The sequence below is a fragment of the Mesorhizobium sp. ISC11 genome, from assembly GCF_037162595.1.
GTDB lineage: Bacteria > Pseudomonadota > Alphaproteobacteria > Rhizobiales > Rhizobiaceae > Mesorhizobium > Mesorhizobium ciceri.
Genome location: NZ_JAVSPW010000001.1, coordinates 2,319,568 through 2,346,555 on the forward strand (window position 1 = coordinate 2,319,568; position 26,988 = coordinate 2,346,555).

Sequence of the window (26,988 nt, forward strand, 5' to 3'; positions counted from 1 at the left end):
GTAGATCGAGTGCTCGACGGACGGTTGGTCCATGGCAAAAATATGCGGTTGTGGCAAAAACATCACATAATTTCATTTCGCTCCCGGCTATTGTTGTTCCCGAGGGAATTACTTGGGTTGGGAGAAATACGTGAATAGATTCTTAGCAGTTCTCGCGGTTGCCGCCCTGTCGGCAAGCACCGCGTCAGCAGCAGACATGTTGGCCCCGGTTGCGGGGTCGGCCTATGACTGGAGCGGCCTCTATGTCGGCGGCCATCTCGGCGTTGCCAATGGTGACATCACGGCAACGGATATGACCGAGCCAAACGGTGGGTTCTTCACCGACCTCGTTCCGGCGGGAACAGAAGGATTTGACTTCAACAAAGCCGGCGTAGCCGGCGGTATCCATGCAGGCGCGCAATGGCAGTGGGGACAGTTCATTCTGGGCGGCGAAGCGACCTGGACGGCAACGGGCATCCGCAAGACCATCACCAGCCCCTATTTCCCGGACAGCGACACCGAGACCGCCAAAATCTCGAATTATGCCACGGTCGTCGGCCGCGTCGGCTACGCCTTCGATCGCGTGCTGATCTATGCCAAGGCTGGTTATGCCGGCGGCAAGGTGGATTTCCGCGCCCGAGACAACGACGCCCTGGTAACCTACGAAAAGAATGAGTGGCAGAACGGTTATGCGCTCGGCGCTGGCATCGACTATGCCCTTACGAACAACCTCTCGCTTGGCGTGGACTACACCCACGTTGACCTCGGCCATAAGACGAGCACGGGCGACAACGTGTTCGATGATGGCACTCTCGGCGACAATCCCGAGACCTATCGCACAGAGGCAAAGGTCGATGCCGTGATGGCCCGGCTAACCTACAAGTTTGGAATGGGTCAGTAGTGCATCGACATCATTTTCGCGGATCAGATCTAGCGTCAGGGGAGCTCGTCAGCGCTCCCCTTTCCTCGTAGCCTACATATTCCTTCGAACATTCTGGCGATTGAACGAAGTCTTGAACTTCTTTGGGCAATTGCAGCCTAGAGCGGTGCAGGCTATGCCCTTCCAGGGCAAGACAAAGCACGTAGTGTGTCCGCCCTCGGTGACCGGAACCTAAGCAGCACTTGCGGTATGATTTGTCGGTGTGACTTTCGGTCACCAAAGGCACACCGGGACACCGTCTGTTCCCATTTCACCAATTTCAGCGAATTCGCCTCTTGCTTCTGAACCCTTGAGAATATAGGGCTTTCCGCGGTCCGGAGTGTAGCGCAGCCCGGTAGCGCACTTGACTGGGGGTCAAGGGGTCGTCGGTTCGAATCCGGCCACTCCGACCATTTTAGAAGCAGGACTTGCCCCCAAAAGTCCGCCTTTCCAGATGCCCGGTCAGTCTGGCCAAATCTCGGATCGGGACAAAATCCCGGAATGTATTCTCAATCGCCTTGCTCGAACTTCGGTTGGGCCCCCTACCCCTGGCACACATCCACCCACTCAGCCCCAATCAGCTCAACCATCCTCTGCGGGCTGATCCGCACCGCCGCATTGGTGGACCCGGCGGCGGGCACCACCTCGTCGAATTCGCGCAGCGATACGTCGCAATAGACCGGCAGCGGCGCCGGCAGGCCGAACGGGCAGACGCCGCCGACCGGGTGGCTCGTCGCTTCGACAACTTCCGCCGCGTCGAGCATGCGCGGCTTGCCGCCGAACTGGTCCTTGAACTTGCGGTTGTCCAGCCTGGCGATGCCGCTGGTCACCACCAGCATGGTGCGCTCGCCGACGCGCAGGCAGATCGTCTTGGCGATCTGCGCCGGCAGCACGCCATGCGCCTCGGCCGCCAGGGTCACCGTCGCCGAGCTCGCCTCCGTGACGATGACGTCGATATCAGGCGCGTGGGTGGCGAAGAAGGCACGAACGGAGTCCAGGCTCATGTCGAAAAACCCATGGTTCAAAAACTTGAAGGACGGCGGATTGCTGTCCAGCAGCCGGGGCCGCCGCGCATATAAGCACGCGCGGCATACAAATCGGCAAGCGCCAGGCTGAAGCAGACGCTGCGGCAGGTACAAAGAAACCCGCCAAGAGGGCCTTGGCGGGTTCTCTGGAATGCCTGGTGCGGGTCTACGCCAGCGATCGACCTTGCGCCGCCGGCGGCGCAGCCGGGGTGATCAGAGCTTCCTGGGGAAGGTGAAGCGCGGACACAATACGACGCAGCTTCGACGGATCGGTCACTCTGCCGCTTTCGATATCCCCAATCTCGTCCACCGCCAGGCCGCATGTCAGGGAAAGCTCTTCCACGCTGTAACCGCGGGTCTCCCGCATCGCTCTGAGGGTGTTGTAATCTGGCCCGCTCCCGTTGGTTGCCGGTTCGGAGTGGGGTTCGCTTTTCGCATTATGGGGCATTGGCAACTCCATGACTGAAAGAGTTTGATCAAATGAGGAGTGTTGCCTGAGACGGTCGGGAAGATGCCCTCTCACTGGTGATTTGCCAAGGGCCAAAATGGCCGTCACGGGATCGTGAACCGGGTGCCTGGCGCGCCCTCTGGCGCACACGTCGCGATCAAGTTGTTTTGAAGGCCTGATTGGCCTTTTGCCGGCAGTCTCGCCGCGGCCTTTCGTTATCTCCGGGTCGCTGGCGTGAAACCATCCGGTTCCAGCCAGTTCGTTCCCGGAAGGATTATTTGCAATGAACTTGAAGACAGTCATGGTCGTGCTCGGCACGATTTCCAGCCTTTCCGTCGCCGGCGCGGGCGCCGCCCAAGCCGCAGGCGCGCTTCGTGTGCGCGGCACGGTGGTCAGTTTTAAGCCCACGCTGCTCACCGTGAAAACCTGCGAGGGCGATACCGACGCGATCAAGCTCAAGGCCGGGTGGAAGATCTCGGGCGTCGCCAACGCCTCGGCAAAGGACATCAAGCAGGGCGATTTCCTCGGCATTGCCTCCGTTTCGAAAGCGGATGGCGGCAGCGGCGCCCTGGAGGTGGTGGTCTTTCCGGCCGCGCTGAAAGGCACCGGCGAGGGTGACCGCCCCTGGGACCTGCAGCCAAACAGCCGGATGACCAACGGCACCGTCGCCGACGTTACCGATATAAGCGGGCGATCCGTCACGCTGACCTATGACAATGGCCAGACCAAGAAGATTTCGATTCCCGACACCACCCCTGTCGTCACCTTCGCGCCGGCGACGCCGACCGACCTCAAGCCGGGTGCGACGGTCTTTGTCACCGCTGAGCGGGGCAGTGACGGCGCACTCAGCGCCAGCCGCGTCGTGGTCGGAACCAACGGCGTCGTGCCGCCGATGTAGTCGGACAGGCGGCCAATGGCCGCCTCTCGATCTTGCCGTGCATGGTGGCGGGAGGCTGGATTGGGCAGAAACAGTCCAGAAACAAAATTCTACAATCGGGAAATACTGACGAAAAAATTCAGGCGCGTAATTCCATTCGCGGCGGCCGGGCTATCGCCCCGATCCATATGCGCCCGCGAAACAAAAGGAAACGATCCATGAAGAAGTCCCTCCTCTCGGCCCTCGGGCTTGCAGTTGCATTGGCTTTCACGGTGCCCGTCATCGGTGCGACGAGTGCGGATGCGGCCCCGATGGCAAAGCACCATCGTCACCACCATCATCATCGCCACCATGTCCGCCATCACCATCATCACCGCCACCACCACCATGTGATCGGAAACAAGGCCTAAGCACCGCAGACTGCCACCGAGAAGACCGGCCTTGGCTTCCTGTCCAAGGCCGGTCGTCCCTTGGCATTGCGGCGCGTTAGCTCGACACGATTTGGGCGCACCAAGTTCGTCGAATGACGGCGCCAGCTATCTCCAACATCAGAAGCACCGCCTCAGCGCCGGCTGAACAGCAGACTGGCGACAAGACCGAGCACCACAAGGCCGACAGCGGCGGCAGCCGCCGGATGGTCGCGGGCCGACCTCTCGATCACCCTGCCCTGTTTGCGCAGTGCCGGCATGGCGTCGCGCAGACGCCCCGCAAGATCGGAATAGGTGTCGAAGGCTGCATCGCGACCGTCCTCGTAGTAGGCGCCGCCTCGCCTTGCCACAGCCCTCTTCAAGCTGGCCAGTTCTTTGGTGAGAGCCGCGACCTGCCTGTCGAGATCGATGTCCGAGAGGGTCGAAAATGATGCCATGATGTGTTTCCTTCACTTGCAGAAGGAAACGTAACGCCTCACCGGAAGACGGGTTCCGGTTTCGAACTATCACGTCGGGCTGCGGTCAGCGCACCTGATCAAGCAGGCGCTTGCATTCCAGGAGGTCGAACAGCGCCTCCTGCAGCAAGGCCCTGTTGTCGCGCGAGAGTTTCGATGCATCCGGCTGCACCGGACCGTCCTCGTCGCTCTTGCCCAGGCCGAAAAAGCGACGGCTGGGTTTGACGCGCGGCTGGCCGACCAGTTCGTCGTCCATGCTGCGCGGCTGGGCCGCCGGCGTCAGCGGCACCTGGTCAGCCTGCCTTCGCTGCGAGATCGCCTCGACGGCGGCCATGTCGCCATTGCCGATGGCAACCAGGAAATGGTTGCCGTTCTCGCGCAACAGCTTCTGCACGCCCTTGATGGTGTAGCCCTGGTCGTAGAGCATGTGACGGATGCCCTTGATCAGCTCGACATCCTGCGGCCGGTAGTAACGACGGCCGCCGCCGCGCTTCATCGGCTTGATCTGGTTGAAACGCGTTTCCCAGAAGCGCAGCACATGCTGCGGCAAATCGAGATCTTCGGCGACCTCGCTGATGGTACGAAAGGCGTCGGGGCTCTTGTCCATGGGCGAATCCTCACGCTGGACGATGATCCGGCCTAGCTGCCGAATCGGGGCTTATTTCAGCGGTTTATGAAGCAATATTCAAGCCCGGCGTCATGGCGGCGGCGGTTTTCAACCGCGCTGTAGGATTACTTGCCGCTTTTGGCCTTGCCGCTCTGATGGGAGCGCAAGATACGGCTCTTCAGCACGTTGGACGACTTGAAGGTCATCACCCGACGCGGCAGGATCGGCACTTCCTCGCCGGTCTTGGGATTGCGGCCGATACGCTCGTTCTTGCAGCGGACGTGGAATGTCGCGAAGGACGACAGCTTCACCGTTTCGCCGCGCACGATGGCTTCGCAGATTTCATCCAGCACCGCTTCGACGAGTTCGGCCGATTCAGTGCGCGACAGGCCGACCTTCCGGTAAACTGCCTCGGCAAGGTCGGCGCGCGTAAGTGTCTTTCCCCCCATGCGACCGTCCCATCAGCTCAAAACATAAAATTCGGCACAACAACGGCAGAGCCTAAGTAATTGATCCGTCAAGGTCAAGGACCGAAACTGGACCGTTCGGCACTTACCAGCGAACCAGGACAGCGCCCCAGGTGAAGCCGCCACCCATCGCTTCCAGGAGGACGAGATCGCCCTTCTTGATGCGGCCGTCGGCAACGGCCACCGACAGCGCCAACGGCACGGAAGCAGCCGAGGTGTTACCGTGCAAATCGACCGTAACCACCACCTTTTGCTCAGCTATCCCGAGCTTCTTGGCGGAAGCGTCAATAATTCGTTTATTGGCCTGGTGCGGCACGAACCAGTCGAGATCCTCGGCTGAGATACCGGCTTGCGCGAACGTCGCCTCGATGACGTCGGTGATCATGCCGACCGCGTGCTTGAAGACTTCGCGGCCCTCCATCCGGAGATGGCCGACCGTACCCGTCGTCGACGGCCCGCCATCGACAAAAAGCTTGTCCTTGTGCGTGCCGTCGGAGCGCAGGCTGGCCGCCAGAACGCCATGGTCGGCGATCGTGCCCGCGCCCTCGCCCGCTTCCAGGATCATGGCACCGGCGCCGTCGCCGAACAGCACACAGGTCGAGCGATCGCTCCAGTCGAGAATGCGCGAGAATGTTTCGGACCCGATCACCAGGACACGCTTGGCCAAGCCGCCGCGGATGTAGAGATCGGCGGTGGTCACGGCATAGACGAAACCCGAACAGACCGCCTGCATGTCGAAGGCAAAGCCGTGATGCATACCGAGCCGGTTCTGGATCTCGACGGCGGTGGCCGGAAACGTGTTGTTGGGCGTCGAGGTCGCCAGCACGATCAGATCGATGTCGGCGGGCGTGAGACCCGCATTGGCAAGTGCGGCACGTGCCGCCGCTTCCCCCAGCGAAGCCGTCGTCTCGTCATCGCCCGCGATATGGCGCTGGCGAATGCCGGTGCGCTGGGCGATCCACTCGTCGGAGGTCTCGACCATGCCTTCGAAATCGGCATTCTTCATGATTCGGCGGGGCAGCGCGGCGCCCGTGCCGCGCACGACTGATCTGATCAAAGTTCTTTCCTATTCCTTTGCGTCGGTGACGACGTCGGATTTCCTAGATGACAGGGCGCGCGGGTTGCGCGCATGAAACAGGTCCAGATCGGCCTCGATACGGTCGAGGAGGTTGTTGCGGACCATGTCATAGCCGAGTTCGATCGCGGCGGCGAACCCGTCAGAATCAGCACCGCCATGGCTTTTGACGACGATCCCGCTCAGCCCCAGGAAAACGCCGCCATTGGAGCGGCCGACATCCATCTTTTCGCGCAAGCGGTTGAAGGCGCCCTTAGCGAAGACGTAGCCGATCCTGGCCATCAGGGTGCGGCTCATCGCGGCGCGCAGATAACCCGCTATCTGGCGCGCCGTGCCTTCCGCGGTCTTCAGAGCGATGTTGCCGGCGAAGCCCTCGGTCACCACAACGTCGACCGTGCCCTTGCCGATATCGTCGCCCTCGACGAAACCGTGATAGTTCATCGAGGCCATGTTGGCTTCGCGCAGCATGCGCCCCGCCTCCTTGACCTCTTCCTGGCCTTTGATCTCCTCGACGCCGACATTGAGCAGGCCGACGCTGGGCCGGGCTATGCCGAAGACCGAGCGCGCCATGCCGGTGCCGAGAATGGCAAAATCGATGAGCTGTTGCGCATCGGCCCCAATGGTCGCGCCGACATCCAGCACCACGCTTTCGCCGCGCAATGTCGGCCAAAGGGCTGCGATCGCCGGGCGATCGATGGTGGCCATGGTGCGCAGGCAGAATTTCGACATCGCCATCAGCGCACCGGTGTTGCCCGCGGAAATGCAGGCGTCGGCCGTGCCGGCCTTGACCGCTTCGACGGCCTTCCACATCGATGACTTCCAGCGGCCGTGGCGCAGCGCCTGGCTCGGCTTGTCGTCCATCCTGACCGCAATTTCGCAATGGAAGAATTCGCTGATCTCGGCAAGCTTGGGAAATTTGGCGAGCTCCGGGCGCACGACCTCCTCACGCCCGAAGATGACGAAGCGGATGTCGGGACGACGGGTCGCGACCGTCATGAGCGCTGGAATGACCACGGCTGGTCCGTGATCGCCGCCCATGGCATCGATGGAAATCCTGATCACGCGGTATTTGTCTCACGGTTAGGCGGCAGGTCGTTTAGCGACCGCGAAGGTTCGGCGAAAATAACGGTTTTGGGCTGCCACACAACCGACTTTTCCGTCGCGGGCGAGCTTTTCAGGATTTTCCCAGCAAGGATCGCAGTTTTTGCTGAAATTCATTCTCCGCCGGTTCGGTCTCGCTGCCGGCGTTGAGCGACGCGCCCTGCTTACGCGGATAGGGGTCGATGGCGAGCCCGAAATACTGTTCGGCGAGTGCCCCGACATCGATCGTGTCACCGGAAAATGTCTCTGGACTGTCAGGGCCTTCCGCGTCGAGCAGGATCTCGCCGCCACCATCGAAACCCTGCCGTCCAAGCTTGGAATCCTCGGGCAGCAGCAGCGCTTCGACCGGTTCGTCGATATGCGCTTCGACAGGCTCGAGCGTGACGATGCAGGCCTGGGTGATGTCGGCTTCGACACGACCGCTTATCTTCACGCCATTGCGCTTCCACGACGCGACCAGAAGCTCGGCGCGATAGGATTCGACCGAAATCAACCCGTGCTCCTCGGCCAGTGCCGCACGCTGTGCGGCATCGGCTTCGATAACCAGCGGCAGGCCCTTTTGCGGCAGGCGCGTGATGTTTGCACGGAAGGAGACCGGGCTTTGCGGGTCCACATGCTTCATTGTTCAACCTCCTTGGCGGCGGGAAAGGTCAGCGTGCCGGAGACAATCGATTCGGATGTCTGCGCGGCCAGATGATTGCGCGCGTCGGTAACATAGTTGGCCAGCAGCGATGCCTCCAGCCAGGCGCCCGCGTCGGGCCGGACATTGCGGGCAAGAGCCGCGGTCAGCGCTTCATGGTCGTTTCTTTCCAGGGCATCGTCATAGGCAGCGGTTCGGCCATAAAACATCTTTGCCAGCTTTTTCATGCGTTTGGGCACGCCAACGTCGCCAATGCCCAATTCCCGCAACGAATGGTCGACGTCGAGGAAGAACTCGTCGATCAGCACCTGGGCGACCTCTTGCGCCGCACCGCTCTCACCGCGCAACCTGTGCTGGAACAGGAACATGTGCAGCGACAGCATCTCGAAACGGCCAAGCGGCGTGTCTGGTACATTCCAGTGGGAATAAAACACCGTCTGCCGCGCCGCCGCCACGATTTGTGCGTAAAGCGCCTCGGTGATAGCGCGGTTGGCGTAGCGTTCGCGGCCAAAAAAGCGCTGGAACATTGGGGATGGTCTCCTGGGGACCGTTTGTTGAAGTGGGCTTGTTGCATCGGCAAGCAAGCTGGTTTACCGGTTTCGCGGCCCAGCGCAAGTTGCGGCCAGCTAATGGAGTTGTTGTTGCGCGCGCTGAATTTCAAGTCGACCTTCTCGTCCAGGCCCGCCGGCGCGATCTCGCTGCTGATGATCGTTTCGGCATTATCGGCCTGCCACACCTCCAAGATGATCGGCGACCTCAGCCCGAGTGAGACGCTGACGCAAGGTTACGTCATAGACCAGCAGGCAATCGACCTGGTGCCGGTCGGTTCGAGCCGCGAGCAGGTGCTTCTGGCGCTCGGCACGCCGTCGACGACCGCGACCTTCGACAACGAGGCCTTCTATTACATTTCGCAGACGCGCAAGCGCTACGTCGCCTTCGACAAGCCACGGCTCATTGATCAGCATGTGCTGGCGGTCTATTTCGGCGCCGATGGCCGCGTCACCCAGATCGCCAATTACGGGATGAAGGACGGCAAGATGTTCGACTTCATCTCACGCACCACACCGACCGGCGGCAAGGACCAGAACTTCCTCAGCCAGATCATCAACGGTGCCAGCAAGCTGGCACCCAGCATTCCGGGCGGCGGCGCCTAATTCCTTTCGGCTTCCATTCCGGGAGCCTCATCATCTCAGGCGACCAAAAACCCGCGGGAGCGATCCTGCGGGTTTTTGTTGTGGCCTCGATCAGGGCAAGATCCCCGTATGTTTGCCGGCGATGCTTAAGCCGTCGAAACCCAAGCCGGTAGATGAGATACCGGCGCATTTACCGCATGCAAGAGATCGGCTTGTTGACGCGTCGACATGGCATTGCTCAACAAAAAACCCGCGGGATCGCTCCCGCGGGTTGTTTCGGGCTGAAGCCTAGATCAGCCGTGCGCGAGCACGGCCAGCAGCAGGAGCGCGACGATGTTGGTGATCTTGATCGCCGGGTTGACGGCGGGGCCAGCGGTGTCCTTGTAGGGATCGCCGACCGTGTCACCGGTCACCGAAGCCTTGTGCGCCTCGGAACCCTTGAGATGCTTGACGCCGTCCTTGTCGACAAAGCCGTCTTCGAAGGACTTCTTGGCGTTGTCCCAGGCGCCGCCGCCAGAGGTCATCGAGATGGCGACGAACAGGCCGTTGACGATGACGCCGAGCAGCGAGGCACCCAGCGCTGCAAAGGCGGACGCCTTCGAGCCCGAGATCAGCAGCACGCCGAAATAGACGACGAGCGGCGCCAGCACCGGCAGCAGCGACGGGATGATCATTTCCCTGATTGCCGCCTTGGTCAGAAGGTCGACCGCGCGGGCGTAGTTCGGCTTCGAGGTGCCGGCCATGATGCCCGGATCCTCGCGGAACTGCTTGCGCACCTCCTCGACGATGGCGCCCGCCGCACGGCCGACGGCCGTCATGGCGATGCCGCCGAACAGATACGGGATCAGCCCGCCGAAGATCAGGCCGGCGACGACGTATGGGTTGGAGAGATCGAAGGAGATCTCGCCCATGCCCTGGAAGTAGGGATATTTGTCGCCATTGGCGGCGAAGAACTTCAGGTCGTTCGAGTACGCGGCAAACAGCACCAATGCGCCGAGACCAGCGGAGCCGATGGCGTAGCCCTTGGTCACCGCCTTGGTGGTGTTGCCGACCGCGTCGAGCGCGTCGGTGGAGTGGCGCACTTCCTTGGGCAGGCCGGCCATTTCGGCGATGCCGCCGGCATTGTCGGTGACCGGGCCGAAGGCATCGAGCGCAACGATCATGCCGGCAAGGCCGAGCATCGTCGTGACCGCGATCGCCGTACCGAAGAGGCCGGCAAGCTGATAGGTCGAGATGATGCCGCCGACGATGACGATCGCCGGCAGCGCCGTCGATTCCAGCGAGACCGCGAGGCCCTGGATGACGTTGGTGCCGTGACCGGTGACCGACGCCTGGGCGATGGAATTGACCGGGCGCTTGTTGGTGCCGGTGTAGTATTCGGTGATGACCACGATGAGACCGGTCACCACGAGGCCGATCAGGCCGCAGATGAACAGGTTCTTGCCGGTGATGACCATGCCGGCGACCGTGCCGACCTCACCCCAGCCGAGCGTCACCTGGGTGGCGACGCCGAGGCCGACGATGGACAGCAGGCCAGTGACGATCAGGCCCTTGTAGAGTGCGCCCATGATCGAGCCGTTGGAACCGAGCTTGACGAAGAAGGTGCCGACGATCGAGGTCAGGATGCAGGCGCCGCAGATGGCGAGCGGATAAAGCATGGCCGCACCCAACACGGCGGTGCCGCCAAAGAAGATGGCAGCCAGAACCATGGTGGCGACGACAGTCACCGCATAGGTTTCGAACAGGTCAGCGGCCATGCCGGCGCAGTCGCCGACATTGTCGCCGACATTGTCGGCGATCGTGGCCGGGTTGCGCGGATCGTCTTCGGGAATACCGGCTTCGACCTTGCCGACGAGATCGCCACCGACGTCGGCGCCTTTGGTGAAGATGCCGCCGCCGAGACGGGCGAAGATCGAGATCAGCGATGCGCCGAAGCCGAGCGAGACCAGCGAGTCGATGACGACCCGGTCATTGGGCTGGAGGCCCATGAAGTGGGTCAGGATGAGGTAGTAGATCGACACGCCGAGCAAGGCGAGGCCAGCAACCAGCATGCCGGTGATGGCGCCCGATTTGAACGCGATGTCGAGGCCGGCAGCGAGGCTGTTCGATGCGGCCTGCGCCGTGCGAACGTTGGCGCGAACGGAGACATGCATGCCGATGAAGCCGGCGGCGCCTGAAAGCACCGCTCCGATCAGGAAGCCGATCGCGGCGGTGATGGACAGCAACCACCAGGCGAGCACGAGGACGACGACGCCAACGATGGCGATGGTGGTGTACTGACGCGCCAGATAGGCTTGTGCGCCCTCGCGGATAGCCGCGGAGATTTCCTGCATGCGTGCATTGCCCTGATCGGCCGCAAGGACCGAACGTGTCGCCCAGATGGCGTAAAGGATTGAAAGCAGGCCGCAGGCGATGACGGCGGAAATAATTGTCATTGCCGGATTTTCCTCGATTGATGGCCCAAAAGAACCCCTCCCTGGGCCGTTGAGACAAAGACCGGATTCCGAGCACGGAATCCGCCTCTTCGCAGCGGTGTATGCGAAACAGGGCTGCGAACGTCAAGATATTGTTCGGTTTTTGCCCGGCTTTCGCCCAAATGGTTGGGGACCAGGCGGCGGCTGCCGTCAGCACCCGGGGATTAGATCGATTGAAATTAGCCCTGACGCAGGACGCGGCTACTCTGCCTCCCGGCCCATCCGGCGCGCCGTGTAGCGCTCTATGGCCGACAGGCCGTCATAGATCAGCACGGCAAGGGCTGCCACGATCAGGCCGCCCTGCAGGATGAAGGCGAGATTGTTGGACAACAACCCGGCGATGATCACTTCGCCCAGCGTTTTGGCTGCCACGGTCGAACCGATGGTCGCCGTGGCAAGGCTGATCACCACCGACAGCCTGATGCCGCCGAGAATGATCGGGGCGCTGAGCGGCAGTTCGACCTTGGTGAGCCTTTGCCAACCGGTCATGCCGGCGCCGCGCGCCGCCTCGACGACATTGGCAGGTAGCGTCGTCAGGCCGGTCAGCGCGTTCTCGAAGATCGGCAGCAGGCCATAGAGAAACAGCGCGATCAGTGTCGGTTTCTCGCCGAAGCCGACGGCCGGCACGGCGAGTGCCAGCACCGCCACGGGCGGAAAGGTCTGGCCGATGTTGACCAGGCTGCGCGATAGCGGCAGGAATTCGGCGCCGGCGGGCCTGGTGACCAGGATGGCAAGCGCCACCGCAACGATGGTTGCTGCCACGGTGGCGATCAGAACCGTGCGCAAATGCAGCAATGTCAGCGTCAGCAGGCTGCCCTGGTTGTAGATCACCGGCGCATTGTTTTCGGTCAGCGGCTTCAGCAGCGGCACGAACCAGCCGGGATTGGTGACGAAGGCAACGAGCAGCATCACCAGGGCAAGTCTGAGCAGCGATGGAAGCCAGGCCTTCATGCCGGCCTCGCCGCGCGCTTCACCAGCCCGTCGACGGTGACGCGGCCAAGCGGCTTGCCATCGGCGCCTTTGACCGGCAGCGCCGGCCGGCCCGTCCACAACAATTCGGCCAGCGCGTCACGCTGGCTGGCGTCGCCGGGGATCGCCTCGCCTTCCGCGGAGCCCTTCTCCACGGCATCGCGGACCCGACCGAGCGACAGCAACCGGAACGGCCTTTCGCTGGCGCCGACCAGGGTCTCGACGAAGGCGCTTGCCGGCTTTGCCAGGATCTCGGCGGGCTTGGCGTATTGCACCAGCTTGCCGGCATCCATGACCGCGATCTTGTCGCCCATATGCACGGCCTCTTCCATGTCGTGGGTGACCAGGATGATGGTGGTGCCGAAGCGCTTCTGGATCGCCAGCAGATCTTCCTGCGCCTTGTTGCGGATGATCGGGTCGAGGGCGCCGAACGGTTCGTCCATCAACAGCACGTTGGGCTCGGCGGCGAGCGCGCGGGCAACGCCGACGCGCTGTTGCTGGCCGCCGGACAGTTCGTGCGGGTAGCGCGGCCCGAAGGCTTCGGGGTCAAGCTGATAGAGCGTCATCAGTTCGTCGACCCGGGCCTTGATGCGGTCCTTGTCCCAACCGAGCAGCACCGGCACGGTGGCAATGTTCTGCGCCACCGTGCGATGCGGGAACAGGCCGTGGCCCTGGATGGCGTAGCCGATGCTGCGGCGCAGCTCATAGCCGGGCAGCGAACGATTGTCGGCGCCGTCGAGCTTGATGATGCCCGAGGTCGGTTCGACCAGCCGGTTGATCATGCGCAGCAGCGTCGTCTTGCCGGAACCGGACGTGCCGACAATGACGGCTATGGTGCGCGGCTCGATGACCATCGACACGTCATCGACCACGGTCGTCGCGTCATAGCGCTTGGTAATGCCTTCGATCTCGATCATGCCGTTTCAACCCTGCGCCTGGTGGCGGTCATTTCGATCACCGCATCGAGGATGATGGCGGCGGCAAAGGCGAGCGCGACCGTTGGCACCGCGCCGAGCAGCACAAGGTCCATCGCCGTCTGGCCCACACCCTGGAAGACGAATACGCCGAAACCGCCGCCGCCGATCAGCGCGGCAATGGTGGCGAGGCCGATGTTCTGCACCAAGACGATGCGGATGCCGGTGAGGATGACGGGAAAAGCCAGCGGAAACTCGACGCCGAACAGGCGCTGCCTGTCGGTCATGCCCATGCCGCGTGCGGCGTCGTTGGCGGTGCGCGGCACGCCAGCGAGACCGACCACGGTGTTGGCCACCACCGGCAGCAGCGAATAAAGGAACAGCGCGACGAAGGCGGGGGCTGTGCCGATGCCGCGAATGCCGAGCGCGGCAGCCCCCGGCACATGCGTGGCCACCCAGCCGAGCGGCGCGATCAGCAGGCCGAACAGCGCGATCGAGGGAATGGTCTGGATGATGTTGAGCACGTTGAGAACCCCGGCGCGCAGACTTTCGACACGATGGCAGAGAATACCGAGCGGCAGGCCGACGACCACTGCCGCAAGCAGCGACCCTAGCGCCAGCGTTACATGCTTGGAGCCCTCCGCCCAGAAACTGTCGGCGCGGTTGAAATATTCCTTCAGGATCGACAGATTGTCCCAGCTTCCCGAAATCAACAGCAGCCCGATCGCCAAAGCCGAGACCGCAAGCACGCCAACTCGTGCCAATGGCGACAGGTTCAGCCGTGTCAGCACATCGGCAAGCAAAAGCGTGAAGGCAAAGATCAGAATCCAGAAACCGGAGGCTGGCGAAACTCTCGCAAAGGTGTTGCCCTCCGGCGTGAGGAATGTTCCGGCGACGCCGATCAGCAGCGCGAGCGCGGCAAGCGCCACCACGCTGGCGGCAAGGCGCAGCGCAAGCAGTGTCTTGAACAGCGCGATGAGTGCTGCGGCGACGACGATGACGAGCAGCAGCGTCCCGGTGGTTGCCGGCAGCGCCTCGAGAATCGAGCGCGCCTGGCCGGGGACGATGCGGTTGGCACGGAACGTGGCAAAGGGCGCGGCAAAAGCCGCGTAGGCTGATATAGCGGCGATGACCACGCCGAGCTTGTCGAAGCGGATGTTCACGCCCTCCCCAGTCAGTCGATCCGGCGCGCACGAAAGCGGCGCGCCGGAATCGTCCTACTTCAGGAAGCCGTTCTTCTTCAAAAAGTCCTCGGCGACGCCCTTGACCGGCTCGCCGCCGACCTGCACGCGACCATTCAGCTCCTGCAGCGTGACGAGGTCGAGCTTGGCGAAGACCGGCTTCAGCAGCGTCTCGATCTCGGGATGTTGCTTCAGCACCGCTTCGCGGATGATCGGCGCCGGCTGGTAGACCGGCTGCACGCCCTTGTCGTCGTCGAGCACGACGAGCCCGGACGGTGCGATGCCGCCATCGGTGCCGTAGACCATGGCCGCATTGGCGCCGTTGGTCTGGTTGGCGGCCGCGGCGATGGTTGCCGCGGTGTCGCCGCCTGAGAGAGTGATCAGTTGGTCCGGCTTCAGCGTGAAGCCATAGGTGGTCTGGAAGGCCGGCAGTGCAGCCGCCGAATTGACGAACTCGGCGGAAGCCGCCAGCACCACCTGACCGCCGCCCGCGACATATTTGCCGAAGTCGGTGAGCGTGGCGAGCTTGTTGGTCTCGGCGACTTCCTTGCGCAGCGCGATCGCCCAGGTGTTGTTTGCGGGCGACGGCGACAGCCAGACGATCTTGTTGGCGTCGTAGTCGAGCTTCTTGGCCGTTTCATAGGCCTTGGCGGCATCCTTCCAGACCGGGTCGTCGGCCTTCTCGAAGAAGAAGGCGGCGTTGCCGGTGTATTCGGGATAGATGTCGATCTCGCCGGCGGTGATCGCCTTGCGCACCACCGGCGTGCCGCCGAGCTGGATGCGGTCCGATGTCTTGATGTTGTTGGCGTTGAGGACGAGCTGGATGATGTTGCCGAGCACGCCGCCCTCGGTGTCGATTTTCGAAGAGACAACCACCTGGGCATTGGCGGAAGCCACCGTGATGCCGAGCGCCAATGCCGCGCCGGCCAGAAACTTGACTGAAAACATTGTGAAAACCCCTAGCTATGAACCGAAACGCGATGACCGCATATGAGCATGGCTTCAACGGCCAGTCGGGGCACACGGTTTCATAACAAGGGGGATCAGCGCAATATTTTTGTTCGGAAGGCCGATTTTGAGGCGACGCTGGCGATCTGCTGCCATCTGGCGGATAATGCCATAGAGTGCGGGTGGCAAACACGGAGAGCGTGTCATGGCCATACACAAAGTCGGCTACCTCATCGGAAGTCTTGCCCGGGAATCCATCAACCGCAAGCTCGCGAAGGCGCTCGTTCAACTGGCTCCTCCGGAACTTGAAATGACGGAAATCGCCTTCAGGGATCTGCCTCTTTACAGCTACGATTATGATGCGAATTTCCCGCCGGTCGCCCGGGATTTCAAAAAGGCGATCGCGTCCGTTCAGGCCGTCCTGTTCGTTACCCCGGAGTACAACCGCTCGATCCCTGGCGGATTAAAGAACGCGATCGACTGGGCGAGCCGCCCCTATGGAAAGAATTCATTCGCGCGCAAACCGTCCGCCGTCATCGGAACATCGCCGGGCGCCATCGCAACCGCTGTCGCCCAACAAAGCCTGCGCAGCGTTCTGAGCTTCTGCAACTCACCCCAGATGAATGCGCCGGAAGCCTATATCCAGTTCACGCCGGGACTGATAACGGACGACGGCGAAGTGACGGTCGAATCCACCGAGGACTTCCTGCGCAACTACATGGCTGAGTTCCATATGTTCATAGCGCGGGTGCTTCAGGTGTTGCCGCCGGACGCATAGGTTTGGCGTCAAGCCGGGCGCGCGCTCGTCAGCTTCAGCGCGCCCAGCGCCACGAAGCACAGGACGGTGACCGGAAAGACTATCCAGTTCAGCATCTCCCAGCCCCAGGCGTTGTAGACCATGCCCGACATCAGTGAGGCGCAGGCGACGGAGCCGAACAGGACGAAGTCGTGGAAGCCTTGCACCTTGCCCTTTTCCGACGGCCGGTAGGTGGAGGCCACCATTGCGGTCGCGCCAATGAAGCCGAAGTTCCAACCAAGGCCCAGCAGGATCAGCGACGTCCAGAACTGCCACAGCGCCAGGCCCGACAGAGCGACAATGGCGCAGCCGATGAGCAGGATCAGGCCGGTGGTCACAATGCGTTCGGCGCCGAAGCGATGGATCAGCGAGCCGGTGAAGAAGCTTGGCGCAAACATCGCCATGACGTGCCAGGAGATGCCGAGCGTCGCGTCGGTCTCCGACAGTCCGCAGCCGACCATGGCCAGCGGTGCGCCCGTCATGACGAAGCTCATCAGCGCGTAGCTGCCGACCGCACAGAAAAGCGCGGCGACGAAACGCGGCTGCGTGACGATTTCAGCCAGTGGTCTGGCGTCGCTGTCGGCGATCTCCACCTTGCCGGATGCTTTCGCCGGCAGCCGCAGGAATGACAGGATGATGGCGCCGACGGCGGCCAGCGGCAGGATGGACACGAACGAACCGGCAAACATGACCGGCGCCAGCGATTCGCGGGTGAAGATGACAATCTGCGGCCCGAGGATAGCGGTGACGATGCCGCCGGCCAGCACGAAGGAGATGGCGCGCGCCTTGAATTCCGGCGGTGCGTTGTCAGCGGCGGCGAAGCGGAACTGCTGGACGAAGGCGCCGCCGACACCGATCGTGAGCAAGCCAAAGGCAAACAGCCAGAAGCTCCCTTGAAAAAGCGCAAGCGTGGCGATCAGGCCGCCAAGCGCCGTGACGATCGTCCCGGTCATGAAGCCGCCGCGCTGGCCCATTCTGCGGATGATGGCCGCTGCAGGCAGCGCGCCGAGCGCCACGCCGATGTTGAAGCCGGTGATCGGCGCTGTCGCCAATGATTTGTCGGGGCCAAGCAGATATTGCCCGGCCAGCGCGCCCACGGAGATGGCGATGGGGGCCGCCGAGCCGATGATCGCCTGCGATGCGGCCAGGATCAGCGCGGTGCGGCGCGCCTCGCTGCCTGCCTCGACGGCGATTGCCGTCATGATGCGTCCTTGCCGCGCCCCTCGCCACGCACCCGGCGTGACACACGGTCGAGCACGGCATTGACCAGCTTCGGCTCGTCTTCCTCGTAGAAGGCCTTGGCGATGTCGACATATTCGGAGACTATGACGGCGACCGGGACATCCTCGCGCTTCATCAATTCGTAGACGCCGGCGCGCAGGATGGCGCGCAGCGTCGAATCGAGCCGCGACAGCGGCCAGTCCTCGGTCAGCGCCTGGCGGATGATCGGATCGATGGTCTTCTGGTTCTCGACGACACCCGCCAGGATAGCGCGAAACCATTGCGCATCGGCCTCGCGATAGAGCGCGCCGTCGACTTCCTTGCCAAGGCGAAACGCCTCGTACTCGGCGGTGATCTCGAAGACACCGCTGCCGGCGACATCCATCTGATAGAGCGCCTGCACGGCGGCCAGACGGGCAGCGCCGCGCTTGTTGGCGTGGCGCATCGCGGGCTGCCCGGGCGAAGCGGGTTCGCTCACGATCGCGCCCCCAATTGTTCCTTGAGGGCAATCATGGTCAGCGCCGCACGCGCGGCAAAGCCGCCCTTGTCGCCTTCCGAGCGCTTGGCGCGAGTCCAGGCCTGGGCGTCATTCTCGGTGGTGAGGATGCCGTTGCCGATGCAGACCGAGTCCTGCACGCTCAAATCCATGAGCGCGCGGCTGGATTCATTGGCGACAATGTCGAAATGGTAAGTGTCGCCGCGGACGACGGTGCCGAGCGCGACAAAGCCATCATAATGTGTGCCGCCTTCCGTCGCGCCGTCCAGTGCAAAGGTGATCACCGCGGGGATCTCCAGCGAACCTGGAACGGTGACGACGTCGTAAGTCGCGCCCGCTTCATCGAGCGCGCTTGTCGCGCCGTCGAGCAGCGCATCGGCAAGGTCGTCGTGAAAGCGCGCTTCGACAATGAGCAGATGCGCCTTCGCCTTCGGACGAATGAAGGCTTTGCCGTGTTGGGATGTACCAGCCATAAAAGTCTCCGGGGAGTTGCCGGTGACTTAGGCCGAAGCCGGGTTCATCGCAAGCGGAAGATTGCTGGATGGACTCCTGTCCTATCGATCCTCTCGCGTATGCCACAGGCGCAACACAGAAATTGTCGTGTTCTGTATCTCGTAACGAATTTCGTAGCTGCCTACCAAAATGCGACGCACTTCTCGTGGTTCGAACTCTTCCAGTCTCTCACCGATGCGCGGATATTCGACCAACCGTGCCGGCGCGGCAATAAGCGACTGCACGGCACGTGCGGCCGCCGGGCCATTTGCTAGCACGAGAAAATCATGTAGCCGGACCAAGTCGGACAAAGCCTTGTTGGTCCATTTCAACTCCATCAACGAGGCACCGGCAGTGGCTTGTCGGTACCAAGACTCTCAGCCCACGCCTGCACGGCCTGGTGATCGATGACCCGTCCTGCGTCGACATCGGCCATTGCTTCAAGCGTGAGCCGTCGGCGCTCCTCCTCCAAATCCACCCACGCGGAAAGAGCTTGTTTGACGATCCAGCCGCGTGGGCGCTCAAGGCGGGCAGCCAGTTGATCTACCTTTTCAGCCAGCGGCAGCGGAACGTGAGCGGTGATTACTTTTGTATCCATCAGAGCCTCACAATCAGATCTAATCATAGCGATTAAAACTGATTAAGTCGAGGCCAGCAGCACTTAAAGCCCCTCTTTCGTCGCCTCGACCAGCCGCGCCGCATAACGCGCCATGGTGTCGATCTCGAGATTGACGCGGTCGCCGACCTTGCGCTCGCCCCAGGTGGTCACGGTCAGCGAGTGGTGGATCAAAAGCACGTCGAAGCGCGCGCCTTCGACCTTGTTGACGGTGAGCGAGGTGCCGTCGAGCGCGACCGATCCCTTGGGCGCAATGAACTTCGCCAGGTCGCGCGGCGCCTCCAGCGTGAAGCGCACGGCATCGCCCTCATCCTTGCGCTCGATGATCTCGGCCATGCCGTCGACATGGCCCGAAACGATGTGGCCGCCGAGTTCGTCGCCGATCTTCAGCGCCCGCTCCAGATTGACTTTGGTGCCGGATTTCCAGCCCGAGGCCGTGGTCAGCCGCAAGGCTTCCTCCCATGCTTCAACCTCGAACCAGCGTGCATTCGAAACGCTGTCGGGCAAGGCCGTGACCGTCAGGCAGACGCCGCCGCAGGAGATCGAGGCGCCGATGGCGATGGTCTGCGGGTCATAGGCTGTGTCGATGCGCAGCCCCACCCCTTCCCTGAGCGGCTTGACGGACGCGACAGTGCCGACATCGGTGACAATTCCGGTAAACATCGGTGTTGATCCCTAAAGGTCTCTTATCCACTCGGCGTAGCTGTCTTCGCCAAAGCGCATCTCGCGCAATTTGCGAAATCCTGCCGGGATATGGTCGGCGTCGATCGGCGATGCAATGCCGTCGTCGCCGATTGCGTCCGGTCCCTGGAACAGCACGATGCGGTCGACCAGCCCGTCGGCCAGGAAAGCGCTCGCCACCCTGGCGCCGCCCTCGACCAGCACGCTGGCCATGCCGAGCGCGGCCAGATCCTCGAGTAGTTCCGGCAAGGCTACGCCGCCCTCGTGCGTCTCGGTGCCGATGAAGCGCACGCCGGCGCGTTCGAGTGCTGCCCGCCGCAGCGGATCGGCCTCCAGGCAGGCGGCGATATAGAGCGGTACCCGGTCGACGCCCGAAACCAGCTTCGAGGCCTCCGGCAACCTGAGCTGGCGGTCGAGCACGATGCGGGCAGGCGAACGGTTCTCAAGCCCCGGCAAACGCACCGTCAGGGCCGGATCATCCTCAAGGGCGGTGCCGATACCAACCAGTATGGCGTCCGCCTCAGCCCGCATCAGATACACTTCTCGGCGCGCGATATCGCCGGTGATCGACACCTGCCCGTCACCTTCCCTGCCGATCTTGCCGTCGCTGGAAAGTGCAAGCTTGAGAATCACTTCCGGGCGTTTTCTCAACGATCGAATCAAATAGCCGGCCATCTGCTCGGCAGCTTCCGCCGCCAGCACTTTCTCGACCACCTCGACACCGGCCGCGCGCAGGATCGCATAACCCTTGCCGGACACGCGCGAATCGGGATCGCTGGCGGCACCGACGACCCGCGCAACGCCCGCATTGACCAGCGCATTGGCGCAAGGTGGCGTGCGGCCGTGGTGGGCGCAAGGTTCCAGCGTGACGTAGGCGGTGGCGCCGCGCGCGATGTCGCCGGCCTCGGCCAGGGCCTCGGTCTCGGCATGCGGACGGCCGCCGACAGCGGTGACGCCGGTGCCGACGATCATCGGACCATTGCCGTCATCGCGTACGATCAGCGTCCCGACAGACGGGTTGGTCGCGGTGCGCCCGGCATTTTTTCGCGACAGTCTGAGTGCCGCCGCCATGAAGCGGCGATCAAGGGCGGCCTGTTCGCTTGCAGTCATGCTCAGCTGGCTTCCTCTTCACCCTTGATTTCGTCGCCCTTGAGCTCGCCCAGCAATTCATGGAAATCCTTGGCCTCGCGAAAATTGCGGTAGACCGAGGCGAAACGGACATAGGCGACATCGTCGAGCGACTTCAGCGCTTCCATGACCAGGCGGCCGACTTCTCCCGAAGCAACCTCCGTCTCGCCGGAACTTTCGAGCTGGCGCACGATGCCTGTCACCGCGCGGTCGATGCGTTCGGGATCGACATTGCGCTTGCGCACGGCGATCTCCACCGAGCGCAACAGCTTGTCGCGGTCGAAGGGCACTTTGCGGCCCGATTTCTTGACCACGACGAGGTCGCGCAACTGCACGCGTTCGAAGGTGGTGAAACGGCCGCCGCAATCGGGGCAGACGCGCCGCCTGCGGATCGCCGCGCCATCCTCGGCGGGGCGCGAATCCTTCACCTGCGTATCTTCCGACTGGCAATAGGGACAGCGCATGGAGAAGCCTTTGGTTGGCGAATCTGGTGAAGCGAAAGGCTTAGAGGTTTTTGCAGCGATGGCAAAGTGTCGCCAACAGCTCCCTCGCCCTTCAGAGATAGCGAGGCGCAAGCAGGATTGCCAGCCTCGCCAGCAGCCGCACAGCGTACCGGTGTCTTCAGGGAGCAACGTCGGCGGTCGGAAACCCGCACGATGCGCCGAGACTACGATAGGCCTTGGTGAAGCCGTCCATGGATATGCTTCCAACCGGCGCATCGCCGAAGGAGACGTCAAGCACCGATGCCCGGCGCATGGCGCGCAGGAGCGCCAGGCTGGTCTTGGACTGGTTGTCGACGGTCCAGCTGAGCCGGCCGTTGACGGCGCCATCGGAATGGAGCTTGGCAGTGACGCGGCCCTTGTCGTCGCCGAAAGTGGCGGCAACCGACTTGCCGGCCAGCAAGGCCTTGTTGTCGACGGCGATCGTTACGGACGGGTAGGCATCCGGCGGCAGTGCATCGCCGTTCGTGATGATGAGCGTCAGAACGCCGCTCTCGCCGCCAGCGCCGATAAAGGCGGTCGAGGCCGCGCAGGTCTTGCGCAGATCCTCACCGGTGTCGACCTCGTCGATCAGGGTCGACCATCTGCCAAAGGTTTCGAGCTTGGGTGCCGTCTGGGCGGGCGCCGCGGGCGCGGCTTGAGCAGGGGCGGTTTGCGCCAAGGCGTTGCCGGGAAAGGCCCGGCGATCAAAGCAGCCAGAGCGCCAACGGCGCCAAGGTCGGCGAAACGAAATTGTCGCATCATCAAGGCTCCTGCCGGTCGCCCCGGCCTGCTGGAACGACGCTCGTCGTTGCAGCAGGCGGCAAAACTTCCTATCGCGTCAGCCGAGATAGGGATAGAGCGGGAAGCGATCGGTCAGCGCCACGACCTTGGCCTTGACCGCTGCTTCGACGGCGGCATTGCCCTCGTCGGAATTGGCGACCTTGAGACCATCCAGCACTTCGGCGATCAGCTTGCCGATCTCCCGGAATTCGGCCTGGCCGAAGCCGCGCGTGGTGCCGGCCGGGGTGCCGAGACGCACGCCCGAGGTGACAAAAGGCTTTTCCGGGTCGAACGGAATACCGTTCTTGTTGCACGTGATGTTGGCGCGGCCCAGCGCCGCCTCGGCGCGCTTGCCGGTGGCGTTCTTCGGACGCAAATCGACCAGCATCAGATGGTTGTCTGTGCCGCCGGAGACGATGTCGAGACCGGTTTCCTTGAGGCTGGAGGCGAGCGCCTTGGCGTTGGCGGCGACGCTCTCGGCATAGACCTTGAAGCTTGGCTTCAGCGCTTCGCCGAAGGCAACCGCCTTGGCGGCGATGACATGCATAAGCGGGCCGCCCTGCAGGCCGGGGAACACCGCCGAATTCATCTTCTTGGCGATGTCCTCGTCATTGCACAGGATCATGCCGCCGCGCGGGCCGCGCAGCGACTTGTGCGTCGTGGTCGTCACGACATGGGCATGCGGCAGCGGCGACGGATGCACGCCGCCGGCGACCAGCCCGGCGATGTGCGCCATGTCGACCATCAGATAGGCGCCGACCGCGTCGGCGATCTCGCGAAAACGCTTCCAGTCCCAGACGCGGGAATAGGCGGTGCCGCCGGCCAGGATCAGCTTCGGCTTGGTTTCATGCGCGGTCTTCTCGATGGCATCCATGTCGAGCAGATGGTCGTCCTGGCGCACGCCATAGGAGACGACCTTGAACCATTTACCGCTCATGTTGACCGGCGAACCGTGGGTCAGATGGCCGCCGGAATTGAGGTCGAGGCCCATGAACGTGTCGCCCGGCTGCAAGAGCGCCAGGAAGACGGCCTGGTTCATCTGGCTGCCGGAATTCGGCTGGACATTGGCGAAGTTGCAGCCGAACAGCTTCTTGGCGCGCTCGATGGCCAGTTCCTCGGCCACGTCGACAAACTGGCAGCCGCCGTAGTAGCGCTTGCCCGGATAGCCCTCGGCATATTTGTTGGTCATGATCGAGCCCTGCGCCTCAAGCACCGCGCGGGAAACAATGTTTTCCGAGGCGATCAGCTCGATCTCGTGGCGCTGGCGGCCGAGTTCGTTGCGGATGGCGCCGAAAATCTCCGGATCGGCGTCGGCCAGCGTGGTTTCGAAGAAGGATTCGAATTTGTTCGACACTGCCGCTGCTGTTGCCATAGCCTGAAATCCTCGGGGTTCGGGGGCAATTTTGTTTATGCATGTCGTTGCCCAAACCGCTGTACACTTTTGGGCAACCTGCACGCGGCGCCATTAACACAGTTGTTTTCGCCCCGCCACGTTTGCCACGCGAAATTTGCTGGCCGGATTGCGCCAGCCAGGCCCGCGCGTCGTTATTTCCTCGCCTTCCGGCCCCTCAGCAATGCCTCGGTGAGCGTGATCTCGGTAAACAGCGCCTGCGACGTATGGTCGTTGATCTCGCCGCTGCGAAACATGGCGCGCACGGCTTCGCGCTCGGCTTCGATGCCCGCAAATCTCAATTCGAGCTCCAGCCTTCCGGCTTCACGCGCCTCGGCGCGGGCCTCATCGGCTTCGTCCGAGGCGGCGATGCGGCGCCGGTACCCGGCGACGATGCTGTCGGCGGCGGCAAGCCTGGCGCCGGGCACCTCGCCTCCCTCATCATCTGCGGCTCCGGCGATGCTCTCGATGCGCGCGATTGCCGCCTTGGCGGCGCCGACACGCGCCAGCCGCTCCTCGGCGGCGCCGGCATCCTCACCCGGCTCGACCAGCCCCCTGGCGATCGTCGGCAGAGCGAGACTGGCGAAGACCAGCGAACAGATGATGACGCCGGCGGCCAGGAAAATGACCAGATCGCGCGCCGGGAACGGCGAACCGTCCGGCATGGCGAGCGGCAGCGACAATATGCCGGCCAGCGTGATGGCGCCGCGCACGCCGGCCACCGAACCGGCGAGCCGCACGCGCAACCCGAACGGTTCCACCTTGCGCTTGCCCAGACGTGCGGCGATGCCGGCTGCGAGATCGCCGACCCATATCCACAGGAAGCGCAACGCGATCAGGCACAGCGTCAGTGCCACGACGGTCGCGATCGGCTGGATGATCGGGTGCAGGCTCATGAGTTCCGGCGGCACATGGCGGATGATGTCGGGAAGCTGCAGGCCGAGCACGATGAAGAGAGCACCGTTGAAAACGAAGGAAAGCGTCGTCCACAGCGACATCGTCTGCATGCGGGCCGAGACGCCGAGGAAGCGAAACACGCCGGAGCCGCCGGTGAGCAGGCCGGCGGTAACAGCCGCCAGAATACCGGACGCTCCGACATGCTCGGCGCCGAGATAGGCGATGAAGGGCAGCAGAACCATCACCAGCACCTGCGCTTCGGCCGGCACGCCGCCGATCCGGTTGAGCAATTGCAGCAGCTTGGCGGCAACGAACAGCGCCGCGACGCCGATCAGGATGCCGATCGCCACGGCATAGAGAAAACTGAACGAAGCCGCGGCAAGGGAAAAGCTGCCGGTCAGCACTGCTGCGACGGCGAAGCGGAACATGACGAGGCCTGAAGCGTCGTTGAGCAGCGACTCGCCTTCGAGAATGTGCATCAGCCGCGCCGGGACGACATTCCTGTCGACGATCGAGGACACGGCCACCGCGTCGGTCGGCGACAGCACCGCGGCAAGCGCAAAAGCGACCACCAGAGGGATGCTCGGCACTAGCCAATGCAAGGCGTAGCCGAAGCCGACGATGGTGAAGAAGACCAGCCCTATGGCCAGATCCAGGATCGGTCCGCGCAGCGCCATCAGTTCACGCTTCGGTGCGCCATAGGCGTCGCCGAACAGCAGCGGCGGAATGAACACCAGCAGGAACAGTTCCGGATTGATCTCGACATGGATGCCGCGCACCGGCCAGGCGAGCGCGGCACCGATCGCAATCTGCAGCACCGGCAACGGCACCCGCACCAGACAAACCAGCGCGCCGGAAAGCGCCACGAAGACGAGCACGACCAGAATGAAGACAGCGACTTCCATGGTCCGGTTCCAGGCTTCCCGCCGACCATGCGCAAAGCCGGCCGATCCGTCCAGCCGCCCTCCCGTGAAAAACGACGCGGCACCCAATCAATGAAAAAGGCCGCCCTGAGAGGCGGCCTTTTTAGATAGAATTCAAACGCTTACAGCGCGGACGTGATCTGCAGCTCGTTGTTGCCATCAAGCGCGTAGACGTCGTCGCGGAACTGCACCACGCCCGGACCGGTCGACCAGGCCGAGAGATAGAGGAAGTGGACCGGCACCGGATTGGTGACCTGGATCGGCGTGTTTTCACCGGTCTTGATCGCCGCCTCGAAATGCTGGCGGTCCCAGCCGGGCGTGTCGCGCAGGATCCAGGTGACGAGGTCGCGCACATTCTGCACGCGCACGCAGCCCGAGGAATCGAAACGCAACATCTTGCCGAACAGGCTCTGCTGCGGCGTGTCGTGCATGTAGACGCCGTCAGGGCTCGGGAAATTGATCTTCACCGAAGCCATGGCGTTTTCCGAGCCGGGATCCTGGCGGAACCGGTACTTGGCGGCGTCGTCGGTCGACCAGTCGACATTCATCGGATCGACTTCGCTGCCATCGGGCGCGAACAGGCGGATGTGGCTGTTCTTGAGATAATCGGGATTTTTCCGCATCAGCGGAATGATGTCCTTGCGCACGATCGAGACCGGCGCGTTCCAGTATGGATTGACGATGATCTCGGTGATCTTGGAATTGACGATCGGCGTCTGGCGATCGATCTTGCCGACGATCGCGGTGTGGCGAAGCACGACGCGGTCGTTCTCGACCGCTTCGACCTGGGCTGCCGGAATGTCGACCAGCACGTAGCGGCTGCCCAGCGTGCCGGCCTTCTCGCGCAGCCGCTGCAGATTGGTCTGCAACTGGCCAAGCCGGATCTGCGCCGAAACGTTCATCGCCGCATAGGTGTATTTGCCCATCGAGCCATCAGCCGGCAGGCCGTGACGCAGTTGGAAGCGCTTGACTGCCGAGTCGACATAGGAATCGAAAGCCGTCGAAATGCCGGCGCTCTGCGACAGGTCGCCCGCGACCATCAGGCGCTTGCGCAATGGCACCACATCGGGATCATCGACGCCAAGCTGCAGCTTCTTGGTCGCGGGAACATCGACCCAGCCACCCTGCCCGACAATGTTCTGGTACTGCGCGACCGCCTGTTCCGTGAAGGCAACGGTCTGCGGGCTGAAGATCGGCAGCGTCGAGGCCACCTTGCCACCCTCGCTGGCGCGGGCGTCGAACTGGTCGTCCCAATTGCCGCGCGCCGAGGATTTCAGGATATCACCGATCACATCCTGCGCATTGGCGCCGCCAGCGACCACCGCGGCTGCGAGCGCGGAGGCTCCGGACAGGAAAAAACGACGGCTGGTTTTCATGGACGTTCCAGACATTGGTAGCAGTTCGATCACTTGCTGCGTTGATCACCGGGCGATCTCGCCCGCACTC

The 26,988-nt window shown here is 63.0% G+C and carries 30 protein-coding genes and 1 tRNA gene; 5 read left to right on the forward strand and 26 right to left on the reverse strand.

Going from position 1 to position 26,988, the window contains the following annotated elements; translation table 11 throughout:
* Positions 1-112 precede the first annotated feature (112 nt).
* The gene (locus tag RPF88_RS11630; RefSeq protein WP_013532224.1) at positions 113-880 is read left to right on the forward strand and encodes an outer membrane protein; all 768 of its coding nucleotides are present in this window, start codon (positions 113-115) and stop codon (positions 878-880) included.
* A 354-nt stretch (positions 881-1,234) separates the two neighbouring features.
* Positions 1,235-1,311 (forward strand) — tRNA-Pro (locus tag RPF88_RS11635).
* 129 nt (positions 1,312-1,440) lie between these two features.
* Here RPF88_RS11635 and RPF88_RS11640 read toward each other — a convergent pair.
* Positions 1,441-1,902, reverse strand: a complete 462-nt coding sequence (locus RPF88_RS11640) for a YbaK/EbsC family protein (protein WP_337122453.1) — start codon at positions 1,900-1,902, stop codon at positions 1,441-1,443.
* 187 nt (positions 1,903-2,089) lie between these two features.
* Positions 2,090-2,674: a helix-turn-helix domain-containing protein gene (locus RPF88_RS11645; RefSeq protein ID WP_337122454.1), complete on the reverse strand. Its 585-nt coding sequence runs from the start codon at positions 2,672-2,674 to the stop codon at positions 2,090-2,092.
* Between RPF88_RS11645 and RPF88_RS11650 the strand changes: the two genes are divergently transcribed.
* Entirely contained in the window at positions 2,655-3,269 is a 615-nt protein-coding gene (locus tag RPF88_RS11650; RefSeq protein WP_337122455.1) for a hypothetical protein, read from the forward strand. The genes RPF88_RS11645 and RPF88_RS11650 overlap by 20 nt on opposite strands.
* 541 nt (positions 3,270-3,810) lie before the next feature.
* Here the strand turns inward: RPF88_RS11650 and RPF88_RS11655 are convergent.
* From RPF88_RS11655 to RPF88_RS11685, 7 genes are all read right to left on the reverse strand, one after another.
* Positions 3,811-4,113 (reverse strand): hypothetical protein, encoded by a 303-nt coding sequence (locus RPF88_RS11655; RefSeq protein WP_013532229.1) that lies wholly within the window; start codon positions 4,111-4,113, stop codon positions 3,811-3,813.
* A gap of 85 nt (positions 4,114-4,198) precedes the next feature.
* On the reverse strand, positions 4,199-4,738 hold the full coding sequence (locus RPF88_RS11660) for a MerR family transcriptional regulator (RefSeq protein WP_063167770.1): 540 nt from the start codon (positions 4,736-4,738) through the stop codon (positions 4,199-4,201).
* 125 nt (positions 4,739-4,863) lie between these two features.
* Complete coding sequence (locus tag RPF88_RS11665) at positions 4,864-5,187, reverse strand: integration host factor subunit alpha (protein WP_337122456.1); 324 nt, start codon at positions 5,185-5,187, stop codon at positions 4,864-4,866.
* 103 nt (positions 5,188-5,290) lie between these two features.
* The gene (locus RPF88_RS11670; RefSeq protein ID WP_024504674.1) at positions 5,291-6,262 is read right to left on the reverse strand and encodes a beta-ketoacyl-ACP synthase III; all 972 of its coding nucleotides are present in this window, start codon (positions 6,260-6,262) and stop codon (positions 5,291-5,293) included.
* A 9-nt stretch (positions 6,263-6,271) separates the two neighbouring features.
* Positions 6,272-7,342 carry a phosphate acyltransferase PlsX gene (gene plsX, locus RPF88_RS11675; RefSeq protein WP_024504675.1) on the reverse strand — a complete coding sequence of 357 codons (1,071 nt, stop codon included), beginning with the start codon at positions 7,340-7,342 and terminating at the stop codon, positions 6,272-6,274.
* Between the two features lie 112 nt (positions 7,343-7,454).
* Positions 7,455-8,003, reverse strand: coding sequence for a YceD family protein (locus tag RPF88_RS11680; protein ID WP_027162417.1), 549 nt, complete (start codon positions 8,001-8,003; stop codon positions 7,455-7,457).
* Positions 8,000-8,548, reverse strand: a complete 549-nt coding sequence (locus RPF88_RS11685) for a ubiquinol-cytochrome C chaperone family protein (protein ID WP_063167769.1) — start codon at positions 8,546-8,548, stop codon at positions 8,000-8,002. The genes RPF88_RS11680 and RPF88_RS11685 overlap by 4 nt, the downstream gene beginning before the upstream one ends.
* A 114-nt stretch (positions 8,549-8,662) precedes the next feature.
* Here RPF88_RS11685 and RPF88_RS11690 point away from each other — a divergent pair, with 114 nt between their 5' ends.
* Positions 8,663-9,175 (forward strand): outer membrane protein assembly factor BamE, encoded by a 513-nt coding sequence (locus RPF88_RS11690; protein ID WP_013532236.1) that lies wholly within the window; start codon positions 8,663-8,665, stop codon positions 9,173-9,175.
* A 272-nt stretch (positions 9,176-9,447) separates the two neighbouring features.
* On the opposite strand, the gene RPF88_RS11695 is transcribed toward RPF88_RS11690, so the two are convergent.
* From RPF88_RS11695 to osmF, 5 genes are all read right to left on the reverse strand, one after another.
* Positions 9,448-11,589, reverse strand: coding sequence for a sodium-translocating pyrophosphatase (locus RPF88_RS11695; RefSeq protein WP_337122457.1), 2,142 nt, complete (start codon positions 11,587-11,589; stop codon positions 9,448-9,450).
* 240 nt (positions 11,590-11,829) lie between these two features.
* Positions 11,830-12,579, reverse strand: a complete 750-nt coding sequence (locus tag RPF88_RS11700; protein ID WP_013532238.1) for an ABC transporter permease — start codon at positions 12,577-12,579, stop codon at positions 11,830-11,832.
* Complete coding sequence (locus RPF88_RS11705; protein ID WP_013532239.1) at positions 12,576-13,514, reverse strand: ABC transporter ATP-binding protein; 939 nt, start codon at positions 13,512-13,514, stop codon at positions 12,576-12,578. The genes RPF88_RS11700 and RPF88_RS11705 overlap by 4 nt, the downstream gene beginning before the upstream one ends.
* On the reverse strand, positions 13,511-14,674 hold the full coding sequence (locus tag RPF88_RS11710; protein ID WP_337122458.1) for an ABC transporter permease: 1,164 nt from the start codon (positions 14,672-14,674) through the stop codon (positions 13,511-13,513). Before RPF88_RS11710 ends, RPF88_RS11705 begins: the two co-directional genes overlap by 4 nt.
* 54 nt (positions 14,675-14,728) lie before the next feature.
* Positions 14,729-15,640, reverse strand: a complete 912-nt coding sequence (gene osmF, locus RPF88_RS11715; protein WP_013532241.1) for a glycine betaine ABC transporter substrate-binding protein OsmF — start codon at positions 15,638-15,640, stop codon at positions 14,729-14,731.
* A 205-nt stretch (positions 15,641-15,845) separates the two neighbouring features.
* On the opposite strand from osmF, the gene RPF88_RS11720 reads away from it, so the two are divergent.
* The gene (locus tag RPF88_RS11720) at positions 15,846-16,418 is read left to right on the forward strand and encodes an NADPH-dependent FMN reductase (protein ID WP_224620244.1); all 573 of its coding nucleotides are present in this window, start codon (positions 15,846-15,848) and stop codon (positions 16,416-16,418) included.
* Between the two features lie 8 nt (positions 16,419-16,426).
* Here the strand turns inward: RPF88_RS11720 and RPF88_RS11725 are convergent, their stop codons facing one another.
* The 12 genes from RPF88_RS11725 to RPF88_RS11780 all read right to left on the reverse strand — a co-directional run bounded on the left by RPF88_RS11725 (position 16,427) and on the right by RPF88_RS11780 (position 26,918).
* Positions 16,427-17,638 carry an MFS transporter gene (locus tag RPF88_RS11725; RefSeq protein WP_064995445.1) on the reverse strand — a complete coding sequence of 404 codons (1,212 nt, stop codon included), beginning with the start codon at positions 17,636-17,638 and terminating at the stop codon, positions 16,427-16,429.
* Positions 17,635-18,135, reverse strand: coding sequence for a transcription antitermination factor NusB (nusB, locus tag RPF88_RS11730; RefSeq protein WP_013532244.1), 501 nt, complete (start codon positions 18,133-18,135; stop codon positions 17,635-17,637). The genes RPF88_RS11725 and nusB overlap by 4 nt, the downstream gene beginning before the upstream one ends.
* Positions 18,132-18,626 carry a 6,7-dimethyl-8-ribityllumazine synthase gene (gene ribH, locus RPF88_RS11735; protein WP_013532245.1) on the reverse strand — a complete coding sequence of 165 codons (495 nt, stop codon included), beginning with the start codon at positions 18,624-18,626 and terminating at the stop codon, positions 18,132-18,134. The genes nusB and ribH overlap by 4 nt, the downstream gene beginning before the upstream one ends.
* Before the next feature lie 81 nt (positions 18,627-18,707).
* A complete protein-coding gene (locus tag RPF88_RS11740; protein WP_024504679.1) occupies positions 18,708-18,983 on the reverse strand; it encodes a type II toxin-antitoxin system RelE/ParE family toxin in 276 nt (91 codons plus the stop codon).
* Positions 18,983-19,243 (reverse strand): CopG family ribbon-helix-helix protein, encoded by a 261-nt coding sequence (locus tag RPF88_RS11745; RefSeq protein ID WP_013532247.1) that lies wholly within the window; start codon positions 19,241-19,243, stop codon positions 18,983-18,985. The genes RPF88_RS11740 and RPF88_RS11745 overlap by 1 nt, the downstream gene beginning before the upstream one ends.
* A gap of 63 nt (positions 19,244-19,306) precedes the next feature.
* Positions 19,307-19,924, reverse strand: a complete 618-nt coding sequence (locus tag RPF88_RS11750) for a riboflavin synthase (RefSeq protein WP_013532248.1) — start codon at positions 19,922-19,924, stop codon at positions 19,307-19,309.
* Between the two features lie 12 nt (positions 19,925-19,936).
* Complete coding sequence (gene ribD, locus RPF88_RS11755; protein WP_337122459.1) at positions 19,937-21,052, reverse strand: bifunctional diaminohydroxyphosphoribosylaminopyrimidine deaminase/5-amino-6-(5-phosphoribosylamino)uracil reductase RibD; 1,116 nt, start codon at positions 21,050-21,052, stop codon at positions 19,937-19,939.
* Between the two features lie 2 nt (positions 21,053-21,054).
* On the reverse strand, positions 21,055-21,534 hold the full coding sequence (gene nrdR / locus RPF88_RS11760) for a transcriptional regulator NrdR (RefSeq protein WP_023810227.1): 480 nt from the start codon (positions 21,532-21,534) through the stop codon (positions 21,055-21,057).
* 157 nt (positions 21,535-21,691) lie between these two features.
* Positions 21,692-22,231: a hypothetical protein gene (locus tag RPF88_RS11765; RefSeq protein WP_337122460.1), complete on the reverse strand. Its 540-nt coding sequence runs from the start codon at positions 22,229-22,231 to the stop codon at positions 21,692-21,694.
* A gap of 159 nt (positions 22,232-22,390) precedes the next feature.
* Complete coding sequence (gene glyA / locus RPF88_RS11770; RefSeq protein ID WP_013532252.1) at positions 22,391-23,704, reverse strand: serine hydroxymethyltransferase; 1,314 nt, start codon at positions 23,702-23,704, stop codon at positions 22,391-22,393.
* 173 nt (positions 23,705-23,877) lie between these two features.
* On the reverse strand, positions 23,878-25,524 hold the full coding sequence (locus RPF88_RS11775; protein ID WP_337122461.1) for a Na+/H+ antiporter: 1,647 nt from the start codon (positions 25,522-25,524) through the stop codon (positions 23,878-23,880).
* Positions 25,525-25,664: 140 nt separating this feature from the next.
* Complete coding sequence (locus tag RPF88_RS11780; RefSeq protein ID WP_027162427.1) at positions 25,665-26,918, reverse strand: L,D-transpeptidase family protein; 1,254 nt, start codon at positions 26,916-26,918, stop codon at positions 25,665-25,667.
* Positions 26,919-26,988: the final 70 nt, after the last annotated feature.

Coding starts and splice junctions, on each gene's coding strand:
- RPF88_RS11665 (WP_337122456.1), bottom strand. CDS start 5,187: ATGGGGGGAAAGACACTTACGCGCGCCGACCTTGCCGAGGCAGTTTAC.
- RPF88_RS11645 (WP_337122454.1), bottom strand. CDS start 2,674: ATGACTGTCTTCAAGTTCATTGCAAATAATCCTTCCGGGAACGAACTG.
- ribD (WP_337122459.1), bottom strand. CDS start 21,052: ATGACTGCAAGCGAACAGGCCGCCCTTGATCGCCGCTTCATGGCGGCG.
- ribH (WP_013532245.1), bottom strand. CDS start 18,626: ATGGCTGGTACATCCCAACACGGCAAAGCCTTCATTCGTCCGAAGGCG.
- nrdR (WP_023810227.1), bottom strand. CDS start 21,534: ATGCGCTGTCCCTATTGCCAGTCGGAAGATACGCAGGTGAAGGATTCG.
- RPF88_RS11650 (WP_337122455.1), top strand. CDS start 2,655: ATGAACTTGAAGACAGTCATGGTCGTGCTCGGCACGATTTCCAGCCTT.
- osmF (WP_013532241.1), bottom strand. CDS start 15,640: ATGTTTTCAGTCAAGTTTCTGGCCGGCGCGGCATTGGCGCTCGGCATC.
- RPF88_RS11685 (WP_063167769.1), bottom strand. CDS start 8,548: ATGTTCCAGCGCTTTTTTGGCCGCGAACGCTACGCCAACCGCGCTATC.
- RPF88_RS11660 (WP_063167770.1), bottom strand. CDS start 4,738: ATGGACAAGAGCCCCGACGCCTTTCGTACCATCAGCGAGGTCGCCGAA.
- RPF88_RS11750 (WP_013532248.1), bottom strand. CDS start 19,924: ATGTTTACCGGAATTGTCACCGATGTCGGCACTGTCGCGTCCGTCAAG.
- RPF88_RS11680 (WP_027162417.1), bottom strand. CDS start 8,003: ATGAAGCATGTGGACCCGCAAAGCCCGGTCTCCTTCCGTGCAAACATC.
- RPF88_RS11655 (WP_013532229.1), bottom strand. CDS start 4,113: ATGGCATCATTTTCGACCCTCTCGGACATCGATCTCGACAGGCAGGTC.
- RPF88_RS11700 (WP_013532238.1), bottom strand. CDS start 12,579: ATGAAGGCCTGGCTTCCATCGCTGCTCAGACTTGCCCTGGTGATGCTG.
- RPF88_RS11780 (WP_027162427.1), bottom strand. CDS start 26,918: ATGAAAACCAGCCGTCGTTTTTTCCTGTCCGGAGCCTCCGCGCTCGCA.
- RPF88_RS11705 (WP_013532239.1), bottom strand. CDS start 13,514: ATGATCGAGATCGAAGGCATTACCAAGCGCTATGACGCGACGACCGTG.
- RPF88_RS11725 (WP_064995445.1), bottom strand. CDS start 17,638: ATGACGGCAATCGCCGTCGAGGCAGGCAGCGAGGCGCGCCGCACCGCG.
- glyA (WP_013532252.1), bottom strand. CDS start 23,704: ATGGCAACAGCAGCGGCAGTGTCGAACAAATTCGAATCCTTCTTCGAA.
- RPF88_RS11695 (WP_337122457.1), bottom strand. CDS start 11,589: ATGACAATTATTTCCGCCGTCATCGCCTGCGGCCTGCTTTCAATCCTT.
- RPF88_RS11775 (WP_337122461.1), bottom strand. CDS start 25,524: ATGGAAGTCGCTGTCTTCATTCTGGTCGTGCTCGTCTTCGTGGCGCTT.
- RPF88_RS11640 (WP_337122453.1), bottom strand. CDS start 1,902: ATGAGCCTGGACTCCGTTCGTGCCTTCTTCGCCACCCACGCGCCTGAT.
- RPF88_RS11745 (WP_013532247.1), bottom strand. CDS start 19,243: ATGGATACAAAAGTAATCACCGCTCACGTTCCGCTGCCGCTGGCTGAA.
- RPF88_RS11720 (WP_224620244.1), top strand. CDS start 15,846: ATGGCCATACACAAAGTCGGCTACCTCATCGGAAGTCTTGCCCGGGAA.
- RPF88_RS11740 (WP_024504679.1), bottom strand. CDS start 18,983: ATGGAGTTGAAATGGACCAACAAGGCTTTGTCCGACTTGGTCCGGCTA.